The sequence below is a fragment of the Rhizobium sp. SRDI969 genome, assembly GCF_025152725.1.
GTDB lineage: Bacteria > Pseudomonadota > Alphaproteobacteria > Rhizobiales > Rhizobiaceae > Rhizobium > Rhizobium leguminosarum_I.
The window spans coordinates 333581-346777 of sequence record NZ_CP104038.1; the positions used below are offsets into that span (position 1 = coordinate 333581).

General features: G+C 60.2%; 15 protein-coding genes. 3 read left to right on the forward strand and 12 right to left on the reverse strand.

The genetic code is table 11. From position 1 onward, the window contains the following. Positions 1-54 precede the first annotated feature (54 nt). From N2A41_RS31245 to N2A41_RS31255, 3 genes are all read left to right on the forward strand, one after another. Positions 55-264 (forward strand): cold-shock protein, encoded by a 210-nt coding sequence (locus N2A41_RS31245; RefSeq protein WP_003548109.1) that lies wholly within the window; start codon positions 55-57, stop codon positions 262-264. 227 nt (positions 265-491) lie between these two features. Further along, complete coding sequence (locus N2A41_RS31250) at positions 492-716, forward strand: hypothetical protein (RefSeq protein ID WP_017968470.1); 225 nt, start codon at positions 492-494, stop codon at positions 714-716. 247 nt (positions 717-963) lie between these two features. Continuing rightward, positions 964-1344 carry a DUF6481 family protein gene (locus N2A41_RS31255; protein WP_017968471.1) on the forward strand — a complete coding sequence of 127 codons (381 nt, stop codon included), beginning with the start codon at positions 964-966 and terminating at the stop codon, positions 1342-1344. A 41-nt stretch (positions 1345-1385) separates the two neighbouring features. Here N2A41_RS31255 and minE read toward each other — a convergent pair whose 3' ends face one another. From minE to N2A41_RS31315, 12 genes are all read right to left on the reverse strand, one after another. Then, on the reverse strand, positions 1386-1646 hold the full coding sequence (minE, locus tag N2A41_RS31260; RefSeq protein ID WP_003574994.1) for a cell division topological specificity factor MinE: 261 nt from the start codon (positions 1644-1646) through the stop codon (positions 1386-1388). Then, a complete protein-coding gene (gene minD / locus N2A41_RS31265; protein WP_025397600.1) occupies positions 1643-2458 on the reverse strand; it encodes a septum site-determining protein MinD in 816 nt (271 codons plus the stop codon). Before minD ends, minE begins: the two co-directional genes overlap by 4 nt. Positions 2459-2543: 85 nt before the next feature. Then, positions 2544-3263 (reverse strand): septum site-determining protein MinC, encoded by a 720-nt coding sequence (gene minC, locus N2A41_RS31270; RefSeq protein ID WP_260111870.1) that lies wholly within the window; start codon positions 3261-3263, stop codon positions 2544-2546. Positions 3264-3462: 199 nt separating this feature from the next. Beyond that, the gene (locus N2A41_RS31275) at positions 3463-4065 is read right to left on the reverse strand and encodes a methyl-accepting chemotaxis protein (RefSeq protein WP_017968473.1); all 603 of its coding nucleotides are present in this window, start codon (positions 4063-4065) and stop codon (positions 3463-3465) included. 120 nt (positions 4066-4185) lie between these two features. Then, positions 4186-5523: an NAD(P)-binding domain-containing protein gene (locus N2A41_RS31280; RefSeq protein WP_222385304.1), complete on the reverse strand. Its 1338-nt coding sequence runs from the start codon at positions 5521-5523 to the stop codon at positions 4186-4188. A gap of 40 nt (positions 5524-5563) precedes the next feature. Further along, positions 5564-6604, reverse strand: a complete 1041-nt coding sequence (locus N2A41_RS31285) for a heme-dependent oxidative N-demethylase family protein (protein WP_170261551.1) — start codon at positions 6602-6604, stop codon at positions 5564-5566. Between the two features lie 31 nt (positions 6605-6635). Further along, positions 6636-7601, reverse strand: a complete 966-nt coding sequence (locus tag N2A41_RS31290; RefSeq protein WP_222385305.1) for a PDR/VanB family oxidoreductase — start codon at positions 7599-7601, stop codon at positions 6636-6638. Then, a complete protein-coding gene (locus N2A41_RS31295) occupies positions 7598-8203 on the reverse strand; it encodes a dimethylamine monooxygenase subunit DmmA family protein (protein ID WP_017968477.1) in 606 nt (201 codons plus the stop codon). The genes N2A41_RS31290 and N2A41_RS31295 overlap by 4 nt, the downstream gene beginning before the upstream one ends. 11 nt (positions 8204-8214) lie before the next feature. Then, positions 8215-9348 carry an aminomethyltransferase family protein gene (locus tag N2A41_RS31300; protein WP_222385306.1) on the reverse strand — a complete coding sequence of 378 codons (1134 nt, stop codon included), beginning with the start codon at positions 9346-9348 and terminating at the stop codon, positions 8215-8217. 150 nt (positions 9349-9498) lie between these two features. Next, positions 9499-10383: a formyltetrahydrofolate deformylase gene (gene purU, locus N2A41_RS31305; RefSeq protein ID WP_222385307.1), complete on the reverse strand. Its 885-nt coding sequence runs from the start codon at positions 10381-10383 to the stop codon at positions 9499-9501. Positions 10384-10477: 94 nt separating this feature from the next. Next, entirely contained in the window at positions 10478-11785 is a 1308-nt protein-coding gene (glnT, locus tag N2A41_RS31310) for a type III glutamate--ammonia ligase (protein WP_017968480.1), read from the reverse strand. Between the two features lie 79 nt (positions 11786-11864). Next, positions 11865-13193, reverse strand: coding sequence for an FMN-binding glutamate synthase family protein (locus tag N2A41_RS31315; protein ID WP_027690125.1), 1329 nt, complete (start codon positions 13191-13193; stop codon positions 11865-11867). Between the last annotated feature and the right edge of the window lie 4 nt (positions 13194-13197).

Below are 13197 nucleotides of genomic sequence, written 5' to 3' on the forward strand. Positions count from 1 at the left end.
CATCCGTCGTGCTTCCGCACGTGCGGTCGTTCAATTGCTATGAAAGGGTTTGTTATGACCACTGGCACAGTTAAATGGTTCAATTCCACCAAGGGCTTCGGCTTCATTCAGCCTGACGACGGCGGCGCTGACGCCTTCGTTCACATTTCTGCCGTCGAACGCGCTGGCATGCGCGAAATCGTCGAAGGCCAGAAGATCGGCTACGAGCTTGAGCGCGATAACAAGTCGGGCAAAATGTCCGCTTGCAATCTCCAAGCTGCTTAAACTGAAATCTGCTTTCCTTTGACCGCGGATGTACCGGCACTGTCGAAAGTATGATACTATCAAGGTCAGGCACGTTGCCTGGCCTTTTTTGCTGAGTCGGCCAGCGGGCTGCTGCACAATTTCTTAAACGCGGAATCCGTTTAACGAATCATGCAGAATTCAAAGCGTTACAGCGTCCTTTGCGCGTCTGAAAGACGTGCGGCGCTGTGATAAAATCCAGGATTGATATGACAGAGTCACATAGCAAATCACGCAAGCAGGCGGAGATTGCCTTCGGAAACGTGCAATCGCAGTTCCTGGCGCGAAGCCGCGCGGTCGAAGAGATCGATTCGACCGTACGTGCCCGCGAGGAAAAAACCTTGCGGTTACGCGAAGCGCGTGAGGCCAAGGAATTGCAGGATCGCTTGACAGGGGTTACTGCTCCTGTCGCGAAGCGAAAAAAGAAAATCTGACCCTATGGCATAATTCCTTAAATCGGATTCGATTTCAGGATAAAGCCATGTGCAGTTCAAGGTATTACAGCGCCTTTGCGCGTCTGATGGCGTGCGGCGCCATGGAACAAGATGAGTTTACGCCGGATCGGCCTAAACTCTGAATCTTGTCCTAAATTAAAGAGTTAGAACATGATTTCGTCCGAAAACCGCGCAGATTTTTCGGCATCATGCTCTAGGGTCGAAGTCAAACAGTCAGGAAACAGATTTGAAAAACGCCAAAAACAACGAGCTTTCCGATCGCCGCAGCGCCGCTGCCGAAGCCAAGGCGGCTCTCCTCAACGCGTATCGTAACGCCAAGGATTCAGCCGAACCCACAAGGCTGGCAAAGCAGGCGGAGCGTCAAGCCATTGCCGCGGCCAGGGAAGAACGTCGCGCTCAGCGAGAACGGGTCAAGCTCGAAGAGCAGGAGCGGGCTCAGGCCGCGGAAGCCGAACGTCAGGCTGCCGCCGAAGCCGCAGCACGCGCCGATGCCGATGCCCGCGAAGCGGCTGACAAAGACCGGATCGCTCGCGTGATTGCCGACGAAGCCGCCCGAAAGGCCGAGCGCGACCGGCGCTACGCCAATCGCAAAGCCAGACAGTCCTGATCGTCAGCGCCGCCTGTCGTCAGGACAGGCAGCGCTGTCTTTCAGGCAGCCTGCACGGCTGCATTCAGCGGAATTTCGACGTCGATTTCGAGCGTCGAAACGTACTCGTTGCGATCGATCGTCACCTGCACCTTGTCGTGATCGAGCTGCACGTGCTTTGCGATCACCGCAAGGATTTCCTCGCGCAGCAGGGAGACCAGGTCCGACCCCGCCGAGGAACGTTCATGGGCGAGAAGGACCTGCAACCGTTCGCGGGCGGCCGGTGCGGTTCTCTGCTTGTTGAAAAGACGGAAAATATTCATGCCGCCCTCCGTCCGAAGATCTTGCCGAAAATATTGCGCTTTTCCTCTGGGATGGCGATCGGCACGACTTCACCAGCGAGCCGGCGAGCGGCGTCGAAATAGGCCATCGCAGCCGCGCTGCGGCTGTCTGCCAGCGTGACTGGCGCACCGATATTGGATGCACGCAGAACATCCATGCTTTCGGGTATGATGCCGAGCAGCGGGATGGACAGGATTTCCAGCACGTCGTCGACCTTGAGCATGTCGCCGCGTTCGGCGCGGTTGGCGTCGTAGCGGGTGAGCAGCAGGTGCTTTTCCATCCGTTCGCCGCGTTCGGCCTTGGCTGTCTTGGCATCCAGCAGGCCGATGATGCGATCCGAATCGCGCACCGACGAGACCTCGGGATTGGTGACGACCACGGCAACATCGGCGTGGCGCATGGCAAGCGTCGCACCGCGCTCGATCCCGGCGGGGCTATCGCAGATGATCCAGTCGAAATAGCGCTTCAGGTCGTTGATGACGCGCTCGACGCCCTCGGCCGTCAGATTGTCCTTGTCTCGCGTCTGCGAGGCCGGCAGCAGGAACAGCGTCTCCAGCCGCTTGTCGCGGATCAGCGCCTGGGTAAGCTTGGCGTCGCCCTGGATGACATTGATCAGGTCGTAGACGACCCTGCGCTCGGCGCCCATCACCAGGTCGAGATTGCGTAAGCCGACGTCGAAATCGACGACGACGACTTTTTCATTGCGTTGCGCCAGCGCCGCTCCCAATGCGGCAGTCGAGGTCGTCTTGCCAACCCCACCCTTGCCTGACGTGACGACGATCACTTTCCCCATCATTGTCTCTCCTTTGCCGTGGCCCCAGTAATTCGAAGTGTTGAAGCGTCCTTTGCGGCTCTCGATGAGACGCGCGGCGCTCCCGTCAGATCAGTTTCTCTGCCATGATCGCGTCGTCTTCGAGCCAGAGCTGAACAGCCTGTCCGCGAAGATTGGGCGCCATGTCTTCCGCCATCTTGTAGATACCGTCGATTGCAACCAGCTCGGCCTCGAGCTTGCGGCAAAAGATCCGCGCCGATGCGTTTCCGATGGACCCCGCCATGGCTCGGCCACGCAAGGCGCCGTAGATATGGACGGACCCGCCGGCGATGACCTCGGCACCCGAGGCGACCGAACCGATGACGGTGACGTCGCCTTCCGGAAAGATCACCGATTGCCCGGAGCGCACCGGCTCCCTGATGACGATCGATTGCATGGCTGGGCGGGTCTCTGCCACTGCCGGTTTGCCGGGCTGATCGGCAGGCTCCTTTGCCTGAACCTCGATATCGGAAACCGAACGACCGCCTTTGAGTGCCGGCGGCATGCCGGACCCGAGGATCGAAGGCCGTGCGCCCTCGATGCCCATGATGCTGACATTGCGCTTGGCAAGTTCGGCAATCAGGTTCTTCAGCTGCGGTCGGTCGATTTGCAGGTCCGTCAGGTCGAGCACGACAGGCCGTCCGAGGAAGAAGCCGGCCGAACGCGCGGCCAGATCGTCCAGGCGGATCAACCAATCATCGATCGGAAGATCCGGAGACAGCATGACCGCGAGGAAAGAGCGGCCCTTGATGCGGATGGAGCGAGCGTCTGTTAGCACTTTGGTCATCTATGTGAAGAAATCGTTGACCATGTCTACCGCTGCTATGGTTAACAATAAGTTAACGCGGCCTCAACATTCCCCACAATCACAGCCGATTCGTCAAGCGCCGGACTGCCGTAAGCCATTGGAAAAGCGATGCAATCTCCGGAAGAACGGAACGGTTAATAATGCGGCTTTGAACTTGGGCCGCAAATCGGGTTAACGCTCAGCCTTCCGCCTTGCGTTGTGCGTTGGAAATGGCGCGCGCGGCCTCTTCTGAAGAGTTGGCGAGCGTGCGCATCTCGGCGGCCAGCACGGCAAATCCCGATCCAGCCGTGCCGGCGCGGGCGGCCTCGATGCCGGCATTGACGGCCAGCAGCTTCAGGTAACGCAGCGATTGCAGGATTTCATTGGTCTTCGAGGCGGTGATGCGCATGTCGGCAGTCTGGTCATCGATTCGCTGGTAGAGTGATTCGATGTTGATGATGCTGCCTTCGAGATAGAGAAGCTCACCCTTCTCGTCCCAGATGCCGCCGCCGGTCTCGGTGACCCAGATGAGATGACCCATGGCATGGCGGATGCGGTATTCCATCGTCCAGTCCGTGCGCTTCTCCAGCGCCCGTCCGACGATCTCGTCCATCAGAGGCACGTCTTCCTCGTACATGATCGAGGTAAAGGTCCGGGTGCGGTTGCCGATGATTTCGTCGACGGGATAACCGAAGATGCGCTCGATGCCATTGGTCATCTCAAGCATCGTGTAGTTTTCGTCCGCACGGCAGCGATAGAGAAAACCGCTCATGCGCCCGAGAATGCTCGTTTGAAAATCCATGAAGGCCACATTCGAAGAGAAGAGTTGCAGATGGATTTATGTCGTCTCATTTAAAAGGCGCACGTCACAATGCCGGAAGAGAGCGCGAACACCCTCCTCCGGCAATGCAGGCCCGCCTCATCAGTTGCGTAGATATTCCTCCATGGAATCGTCGAGCGCCTCGACCCAGGGCGTGTGGTGCGTCGGCGACAGGTTGCCGGTCATCAGCGATCGGTAGGCATGGTCGCGGAAGCCCATGATGTTATGGGCCTTGTGATGTTCCCACTCCATGAAAGTCTGGTTGGTCCCCTCGATGTCGAAGGAGGGATAATCGGTTTCGGCGAGCAGTTCCTTCACATAGTCGCCCTGATACCAGATCATCTGCTCGGCATCTTCGAGCGTCTCCTCGCGGGCGCGCCACATGTCGAAATTGGCCTTCAGCTCCTCTTCCGGCGGCAGGGCGATGCGGCCCATCATCACGTCACGCGCCCACCAGGCCTGCACGTCGAACATGTTGAAGGTGTAGAACTGATCCTGCATGCCGATATAGAAAAGCTGCTGGTTCTTGTCGAAGATCACGCCCTTGTAGAGGCTGTCGGCCCAGAGGCGGTTGGCCGTCTTCAGTCGGAGATCGTCGGGCAGGAAGGGGAAATGGTGCTGGTAGCCGGTGCAGAGGATCACCGCATCGACCTCTTTGGTCGAGCCGTCGAGGAAATGCGCCGTGCGGTTTTCGAGCTTCACCAGCAGCGGCCGCTCCTCGAAATTCTCCGGCCATTTGAAGCCCATCGGCTTCGAACGGTAGCTCGTGGTCACCGATTTCGCGCCGTATTTCCAGCATTGTGAGCCGATGTCCTCGGCCGAATAGCTGCGGCCGACGAGCAGGATGTCTTTGCCCTTGAACTCCAACGCGTCGCGGAAGTCGTGGGCGTGCAGCACGCGGCCGTTGAACGTCCTCACGCCCTCGAAATAGGGCACGTTCGGCGTCGAGAAGTGACCCGATGCCACGACGACATAGTCGAACTCCTCCTCATACATCCGGTCCTCGACGCGGTTATGCGCCGTCACCGTGAATTTCTTCGTCTGATCGTCGAAGCGGACCATGCGAACCGGCGTGCTGAAGCGCACCCAGTGGCGAACATTCGCCTTCTCGACGCGGCCCTTGATATAATCCCAGAGCACGGCGCGCGGCGGATAGGAAGCGATCGGCTTGCCGAAATGCTCCTCGAAGGAATAATCGGCAAATTCGAGGCATTCCTTCGGTCCGTTCGACCAGAGGTAACGATACATGCTGCCGTGGACCGGCTCGCCATATTCGTCGAGCCCGGTGCGCCAGGTATAGTTCCAGAGCCCGCCCCAGTCCGACTGCTTTTCGAAGCAGACGATCTCCGGGATCTCGGCGCCCTTCTGCGCGGCCGATTGAAAGGCGCGCAGCTGCGCCAACCCGGAAGGCCCGGCACCGATGACGGCTACTCTTGTCATGAAGCATTCCCCTCTTGATTATATCGCATTGTCCTGCGTGTCAGTCCGGATAGATGCCGGGGCTGGTCGGCGCCCCGTCGTCATATTTGGAAAGCCACTCGATCGTCGTCTCGCGGAAGCGGGTGAGGCCCTTGTAGTCGATGAGCTCGGGTGGCAGCGTCTTCAGCACACGCGGGAAGCGGCGCGCCCATTTCGGCACGGTGACGAGCTCTTCCATGTTCATCAGGTAGCAGCGGATGACGAAAAGGATGGCGTTCGAGCGCGGCAGGCGCCACAGGCTCTGCACTTCGACGCGCAGATGCACCTTCTCGCCGACATTTTCCGGCGTCACCGTGGTGCGGTCAGGACCCCATTTGTGATAATTCTCCGGGCTGGTGTCGAGCCGCGGATTGATCGTCATCGTCCAGTTGAAGCGCCGTGTCGGCTTGCCCTGCTGCAGGTTCAACAGGAATTTCAGCGCCCGGTCGAAGACGCCGATCTGGTGGGCGAGCGGCACCGGCCCGTGCCATTCCATGAAATTCATGCCGATATCGAAATCGAGCGACCAGTCGGCCTGCGTCGTCACCATGCCGGCGTCCATCCAGAGATTGCCGTCGCGTTGGTCGACGATGCAGAAATCGCCCTGGGCCTGGCGGGTGATATATTCGAAGGGCTCATAGGGCAGCGTCGAGGCATCGCCAAAGGTGAAGCTGTCGTCGATGCCGAGCGGGCGGTTGATCCAGCGCCACTGGTCGCCGTTGCGGATCAGCGTGAAATGATCGGGATAACCCGCCGCCTGCTCTTCCATCAAAAGTTCGAGCGTATCCCATTGCGCGCTCATCATGTGCGGCAGGGCCTGATAGCGTAGCGGATCTTCCTTCAGGACCAGCGCCCGGTCGTGCATCTCGGCGACGTAATGCTCGTCGACATCGATCAGGCTTTCGTAGACGGTTCCCGCCCGGCCGTGCACATGCGGCTCCATATTGACGGAATACATGTATTCGTCGCGGTCGAAGGGAAACGGGAAACGCCGAATGTTCTCGGGGCTGTTCCGATAGCTGAAATCGTTCCGGAAGGTTTCCTGCTTGAAGACGATTGCCATGTCCGGTCTCCTTGTTCCGCTTCCGATGCCGCTAGAGATCAAGATGCAGCGTGTTTCCCTCGAAGCGGGAAACGCAGATCATCACCTTGCGGCCGGATGCTTTTTCTTCGTTCGTCAGATATACGTCATGGTGCAGCAGTTTGCCGTCGCAGGTGACGACCCCGGTCTCGCATTGACCGCAGGCGCCGCCGCGACAGAGGAAGGGCGCGTCGACACCCGCCGCCTCGATTGCTTCCAGCATGCTCTCGTGATGGCCGACCTTCACGGTCTTGCCGGACCGCAGCAGATCGATCGCGAAGGGCTTGCCGGGCAGCGACGACAGGAACCGTTCCGAGTGCAGGTTCTGTTCCGGCCAGCCGGCGTCCAGTCCCGCCTTCAGCACGCCGTCGATCATCCCGGATGGGCCGCAGACATAAAGATGCGTGCCGAGCGGCTGGGTGCCGAGCAGGCTCGTCAGGGGCATGGCGTCGCCTTCGGCATCGCAATAGATCTTGATGCGATGTCCGCCATAGCGCTCGGTGAGTTCCCGCCAATAGGCGCCGCGGTCGCGCGTACGGATGGCATAATGCAGCTCGAAATTGGCGCCTTCGCGGGAAAACTGCTCCATCATCGCGATGAAGGGGGTAATGCCGATGCCGCCGGCGATCAGAAGGTGCTTGCGCCCGCGCCAGTCCGGCTGGAAGAGGTTGACGGGATAACTGACCTTGAGCTCGTCGCCTTCGCTGAGCTTCTCATGCATGAAGGTGGAGCCGCCGCGCGAATCCTCGACGTGCAGCACGCTGATTTCATAGGCTGCGCAATCATGCGGCGGCGACATCAGCGAATAGGCATTGCGGCGCATATGGCCGCCATCGTTCATCAAAACGATGACGTGGGCGCCGCCGGAGAAATAAGGCATTGGCTTGCAGTCAAGGCGCTCGAAACGGAAGCGCTTGACGCGCTCGGCGATCGGCGTGATCCGCGTCACGCGGACAGGAATTTCAGTACCACCGCTCAAAGGAACAACTCCTCCGGGTCAGGCGCGCTGCCCGGTTCTTCCGCATCGATATTGACGCCCTGGAAGGCGGCGAGCCGGCGCGAATAATGGTCGCGCACCAGAAGCGGCAGCCCGCAATGGCTACAAGTGAAAGGGCTGGTGGTGACGTCGTCGGTGATGCCCTTGCAATGGACGCATTGCACACGCCGGGCGAGCGAACCGCGATGCTCGGTGATGACGGAGGCATGGTCCATGCCGTAATCGAGCGCCACCAGCATTGCCTGGCCGATGAAGCCTTCCGTGCCCGACAGATAAAGCCGCGTGCCCATATGGGCGGTGGCGAGCGACCCCTTCAATCGGAAGAGCAGCGTGGCGATCGTCGGCGCCGTGAAGAACATGTCGGCGCCGAGGCGGGCCAGCGCCTCGTCCAGGCCGGTGCCTTGCGAGCCGCGGGCGACATAGAGGATCTCGCTGCGGGAAAGCGCCGTTTCGTCAAGCGCCGGCTGCTGATCGAGCAGAGCCTTGGCGCCCTCCCCTTCGAGCGCGAAAATGTGCCGCCGGGCGCGCGGCTGGATGGTCAGGCCCGTGTAGACTGGTCGGCTCTTGATGCCTGCAACGAGCATTTCCGTGCTCCCTAACCTACGGCAATCCTCTTTTTCTTCTCCGGATCGTCGAAGGGAAGTGTATGGGCGGTGGCGCTTGCCTGCACTGTCTTGCCGCGGACTTCGAGTTTCGTCCCATGCACCGCCTTGTCAACGTCCAGGCGGGCAATCGCCATGGATTTCTTCGTCAGCGACGAATAGCTCGGGCAGGTAATGACGCCGACCTTTTTGCCGTCGGCAAAGACGTCGTCGCCGAGATCGGCCGGTCCGTCGGCATTGATCAGCATGCCGAAGATCTTGAAGCGTTCCTTGCCTTTGAGGCGGTCATGTTCCTCGGCGCCACGGAAACCCGTCTTGCCGGGGCTGACGGTAAAGTCGAGGCCGAGTTCCCAGAGACTGTCGCCGGGCGGCTGATCGGCGAAGGGATACATTTGCGAATTGTCGTAGGGGTAGAAGAGCAGGTAGCTTTCGACCCGCAGCATGTCGAGAACCGAGAAGCAGCAGGGGATGATGCCCATCTCCTTGCCTTCCTCGACGATCCGGTCCCAGACCATGACGGCGTCCTGGCCGCGCACGAAGATCTCGTAGCCGCGTTCGCCGGTATAGCCGGTGCGCGAGATCATCACCGGCGCGCCGAACAGTGTCGTCTGCATGTGGTGGAAATATTTGAGATCGCGGATGCCGGGCACATATTTGGCGAGATAATCGACCGCAATCGGCCCCTGCAGCGACAGGTCATGCAGGTCGTCATCGAAGAGCACGGCGCAATTGCGGCCGGCCGCCTGCTTGACGAGTTCCTCGTGGCCGGAGCCGGAGCCATGCACCAGCATCCAGGAATTCGGGCCGGTGCGATAGACGATGCAGTCGTCGGTGAAGTGGCCGCGCTCGTTCAGCATGGTCGCATAGACCGAGCGGCCGGGGTAGATCTTCGTCAGGTCGCGGCTGGTAATATAGTCGAGCACGGCGATGGCGTGCGGCCCGACCAGGTGCACCTTCTTCAGGCCCGAGACATCCATGATGCCGGCCTTGGTGCGGACGGCGACATGTTCTTCCGACATGTCCTTGTCGTAGGTCCAGGCGGTGCCCATGCCGCTCCAGTCCTCGAGCTTCGATCCCAGAGCACGATGCCGATCCGCCAAGACGGAGAAACGCCATGATAAAGCCATTGTCCGTTCCCTTTTATTTCCTCTATGGAATATTTATTTCCTGACTATATAAGTCTTTCGCGCCGTGGCAAGCCCGTCCGGCATGCATTTCCCAAAACTTTGACGGTATCTGTCCTGCGGCGCGATGGGTGCGATGACGCCAATCATCTCTCAGCCCATCCGCTCCGACGCGTAACTTCCGGGGCTTGCCGGGAAAACCACGGTGCGGTTGCCGTTGATGAAGGTGCGGTGGTGGATATGGGCGTGGATGGCACGGGCCAGCACCTGGCTTTCGACATCGCGGCCGATCGAGACGTAATCGTCGGGCGACTGCGCATGGGTGATGCGCGCCGTGTCCTGCTCGATGATCGGGCCTTCGTCGAGATCGGCGGTGACGTAATGCGCCGTCGCCCCGATCAGCTTCACGCCACGTTGATAGGCCTGCTTATAAGGATTGGCGCCCTTGAAGCTCGGCAGGAAAGAATGGTGGATGTTGATGATCCGGCCAGACATCTTCTGGCACATTTCGTCCGACAGGATCTGCATGTAGCGCGCCAGCACGATCAGCTCCGTGCCGGTCTGCTCGGCCACATCAAGGATATGGGCCTCGGCCTGTACCTTGTTGGCCTTGGTGACCGGAATATGATGGAAGGGGATGTCGTGGTTGACCACGACCTTCTGGTAATCGAAATGGTTGGAGACGACGCCGACGATATCGATCGGCAGGGCGCCGATCTTCCAGCGGTAGAGCAGGTCGTTCAGGCAATGGCCGAAGCGCGACACCATCAGCAGCACCTTCATGCGCTTTTCGCTGTCATGAAAATCGTAATCCATTTCGAAGGGAGCGGCGACGGCGGCAAAACCGATGTCGATATCGGTGCCCGAAAGCCCCTCTTCCGAAATGAAGCTGACGCGCATGAAGAACTTGCCGGTATCGAGATCGTCGAACTGCGAGCTGTCGATGATGTTGCAACCCTTGTCGGCCAGATAGCTCGAAATCGCCGCCACGATGCCGCGCGTCGATTTGCAGGATACGGTGAGTACGAAACTCTTCATGCTGTCGCTTCCTTCGCTATCCCAAGCGCAGAGGGCTAGATGACGCCGGAGCCTGTCCGCTCCGGCGTGATGAGCGTGTCTTCAGAAGGTCCACTCAGATGTCGAGCGTACTGTCGCGTTCCCACTGGGTGAAATGCGAGCAGTAAGCGTTCCACTCCTGATGCTTGAGCTTGAGATAGGCGGCGGAAAACTCGGCCCCGATCGCCTGCTTCAAGCCCTCGTCGGCATCATAAGCGCGCAGCGCGTCGAGCAGATTGAGTGGCAGGCGCGGCGCATCCTTCACCAGGTACCCCTCGGCATACATGTCGATATCGTAGTGGCGGCCGGGATCGGCTTGGCTGCGGATGCCGTCAAGGCCGGCAGCGATGATGATCGCCTGCAGCAGGTACGGATTGACCGCACCATCAGGCAGGCGCAGCTCGAAGCGGCCCGGTCCCGGCACGCGCACCATGTGGGTGCGGTTGTTGCCGGTCCAGGTGACCGTGTTCGGCGCCCAGGTGGCGCCCGATGTGGTGCGCGGCGCGTTGATGCGCTTGTAGGAATTGACCGTCGGATTGGTGATCGCGGCCAGCGCGGAGGCGTGTTTCATGATGCCGCCGAGGAAGGTTTTACCCTGAGCGGAGAGCCCAAAGGCCATTTCCTTGTCCGCGAAGGCGTTGACCTTGCCATCGATGTCCCAGACCGAGATGTGGGCATGGCAGCCGTTTCCGGTCAGGCCTTTGAAGGGCTTCGGCATGAAGGTGGCGCGAAGGCCGTGTTTTTCGGCGACCGACTTGACCATGAACTTGAAGAAGGAGTGCTTGTCCGCCGTCTGAAGCGCGTCGTCATATTCCCAGTTCATCTCGAACTGGCCGTTCGCGTCCTCGTGGTCGTTCTGATAGGGCTTCCAGCCGAGCTCGAGCATGTAGTCGCAAATCTCGGCGATGACGTCATACCGACGCATCACGGCCTGCTGATCGTAGCAGGGTTTCTCGGCTGTATCGAACTGGTCCGAAATCACCGAGCCGTCCGAGGAGATGAGAAAGAATTCGGGCTCCACGCCGGTTTTTACCCGGAGCCCTTCTTTCGCAGCTTCAGCGACCAGTCTTTTCAGCACCACACGTGGTGCCTGTTCGACAGGCTGGTCGTCCATGACGCAGTCGGCGGCAACCCATGCGACGTCCTTCTTCCAGGGTAGCTGGATGACGGAGGAAGCATCGGGAAGCGCGAACAGGTCGGGATGGGCAGGCGTCAAATCCAGCCAGGTTGCGAAGCCCGCGAAGCCGGCGCCATCCTTCTGCATATCGGCGATGGCTTCGGCGGGGACCAGCTTGGCGCGTTGGCCGCCGAACAGGTCAGTATAGCTGATCATGAAATATTTGATGCCTTTGTCTCTGGCAAAAGCAGCAAGGTCCAGTGTCATTTCGTTCCCCTTTGGATTTCTTGGAGACACTTTGCTTATGGATGCGAGACGGCCGGGACATTTGCCCGGCCGGTAGAAATCAGTAGCCTCCCTTGCCGGGATACCAGTTTGTGCCGGCGAGCGGGATCTGCGCCATGGCGGCGGCCTCCATCGTCAGGGCGCAAAGATCTTCCGGTTCTAGGTTGTGCAGGTGGTTCTTGCCGCAGGCGCGCGCGATGGTCTGGGCTTCCAGCGTCATGACCTTCAGATAGTTGGCGAGACGGCGGCCGGCGGCGACCGGATCAAGCCGCTTCATCAGTTCCGGGTCCTGCGTCGTGATGCCAGCCGGGTCCTTGCCTTCGTGCCAGTCGTCGTAGGCCCCGGCCGTCGTGCCGAGCTTTTGATACTCTTCTTCCCAATGCGGATCGTTGTCGCCGATCGCAACGAGTGCCGCCGTGCCGATGGCAACGGCATCGGCGCCCAGCGCCAGTGCCTTGGCCACGTCGGCGCCGGAACGGATGCCGCCCGAGATGATCAGTTGCACCTTGCGATGCATGCCGAGATCCTGCAGCGCCTGGACAGCGGGGCGGATGCAGGCGAGCGTCGGCATGCCGACATTCTCGATGAAGACATCCTGCGTTGCCGCGGTTCCGCCCTGCATGCCATCGAGCACCACCACGTCGGCGCCGGCCTTCACGGCAAGCGCTGTATCGTAATAAGGGCGCGCGCCGCCGACCTTCACATAGATCGGCTTTTCCCAGTCGGTGATCTCGCGCAGTTCCAGGATCTTGATTTCGAGATCGTCGGGGCCCGTCCAATCCGGATGGCGGCAGGCCGAGCGCTGGTCGATGCCCTTCGGCAGGTTGCGCATGTTGGCGACGCGATCGGAGATCTTCTGGCCGAGCAGCATGCCGCCGCCGCCGGGTTTTGCGCCTTGACCGACAACCACCTCGATCGCATCGGCGCGACGCAGGTCTTTGGGATTCATGCCGTATCGCGACGGCAGATACTGGTAGACCAGCGTCTGCGAATGGCCGCGCTCTTCATCGGTCATCCCGCCGTCGCCTGTCGTGGTGGAGGTTCCGGCAATCGTCGCGCCGCGTCCGAGCGCTTCCTTGGCATTGCCGGAGAGCGCGCCGAAGCTCATGCCGGCAATGGTGATCGGCGTCTTCAGGTGAATGGGCTTTTTGGCAAAGCGCGCGCCGAGGACGACCGACGTGTCGCACTTCTCGCGGTATCCTTCGAGCGGATAGCGCGAGATCGATGCGCCGAGAAACAGCAGGTCGTCGAAATGCGGCACCTTCCGTTTGGTGCCGGCGCCACGAATGTCGTAAATGCCGGTCGCAGCGGCGCGGCGGATTTCCGCCAGCGTGTAATCGTCGAAGGTCGCTGACTTGCGCGGCGGGGTATAGGGGTTGTGATAGCTCATGATG

Coding starts and splice junctions, on each gene's coding strand:
- purU (WP_222385307.1), bottom strand. CDS start 10,383: ATGAAGAGTTTCGTACTCACCGTATCCTGCAAATCGACGCGCGGCATC.
- N2A41_RS31280 (WP_222385304.1), bottom strand. CDS start 5,523: ATGACAAGAGTAGCCGTCATCGGTGCCGGGCCTTCCGGGTTGGCGCAG.
- N2A41_RS31245 (WP_003548109.1), top strand. CDS start 55: ATGACCACTGGCACAGTTAAATGGTTCAATTCCACCAAGGGCTTCGGC.
- N2A41_RS31300 (WP_222385306.1), bottom strand. CDS start 9,348: ATGGCTTTATCATGGCGTTTCTCCGTCTTGGCGGATCGGCATCGTGCT.
- N2A41_RS31315 (WP_027690125.1), bottom strand. CDS start 13,193: ATGAGCTATCACAACCCCTATACCCCGCCGCGCAAGTCAGCGACCTTC.
- minE (WP_003574994.1), bottom strand. CDS start 1,646: ATGAATATTTTCCGTCTTTTCAACAAGCAGAGAACCGCACCGGCCGCC.
- N2A41_RS31295 (WP_017968477.1), bottom strand. CDS start 8,203: ATGCTCGTTGCAGGCATCAAGAGCCGACCAGTCTACACGGGCCTGACC.
- N2A41_RS31250 (WP_017968470.1), top strand. CDS start 492: ATGACAGAGTCACATAGCAAATCACGCAAGCAGGCGGAGATTGCCTTC.
- N2A41_RS31285 (WP_170261551.1), bottom strand. CDS start 6,604: ATGGCAATCGTCTTCAAGCAGGAAACCTTCCGGAACGATTTCAGCTAT.
- minD (WP_025397600.1), bottom strand. CDS start 2,458: ATGGGGAAAGTGATCGTCGTCACGTCAGGCAAGGGTGGGGTTGGCAAG.
- glnT (WP_017968480.1), bottom strand. CDS start 11,785: ATGACACTGGACCTTGCTGCTTTTGCCAGAGACAAAGGCATCAAATAT.
- minC (WP_260111870.1), bottom strand. CDS start 3,263: ATGACCAAAGTGCTAACAGACGCTCGCTCCATCCGCATCAAGGGCCGC.
- N2A41_RS31275 (WP_017968473.1), bottom strand. CDS start 4,065: ATGGATTTTCAAACGAGCATTCTCGGGCGCATGAGCGGTTTTCTCTAT.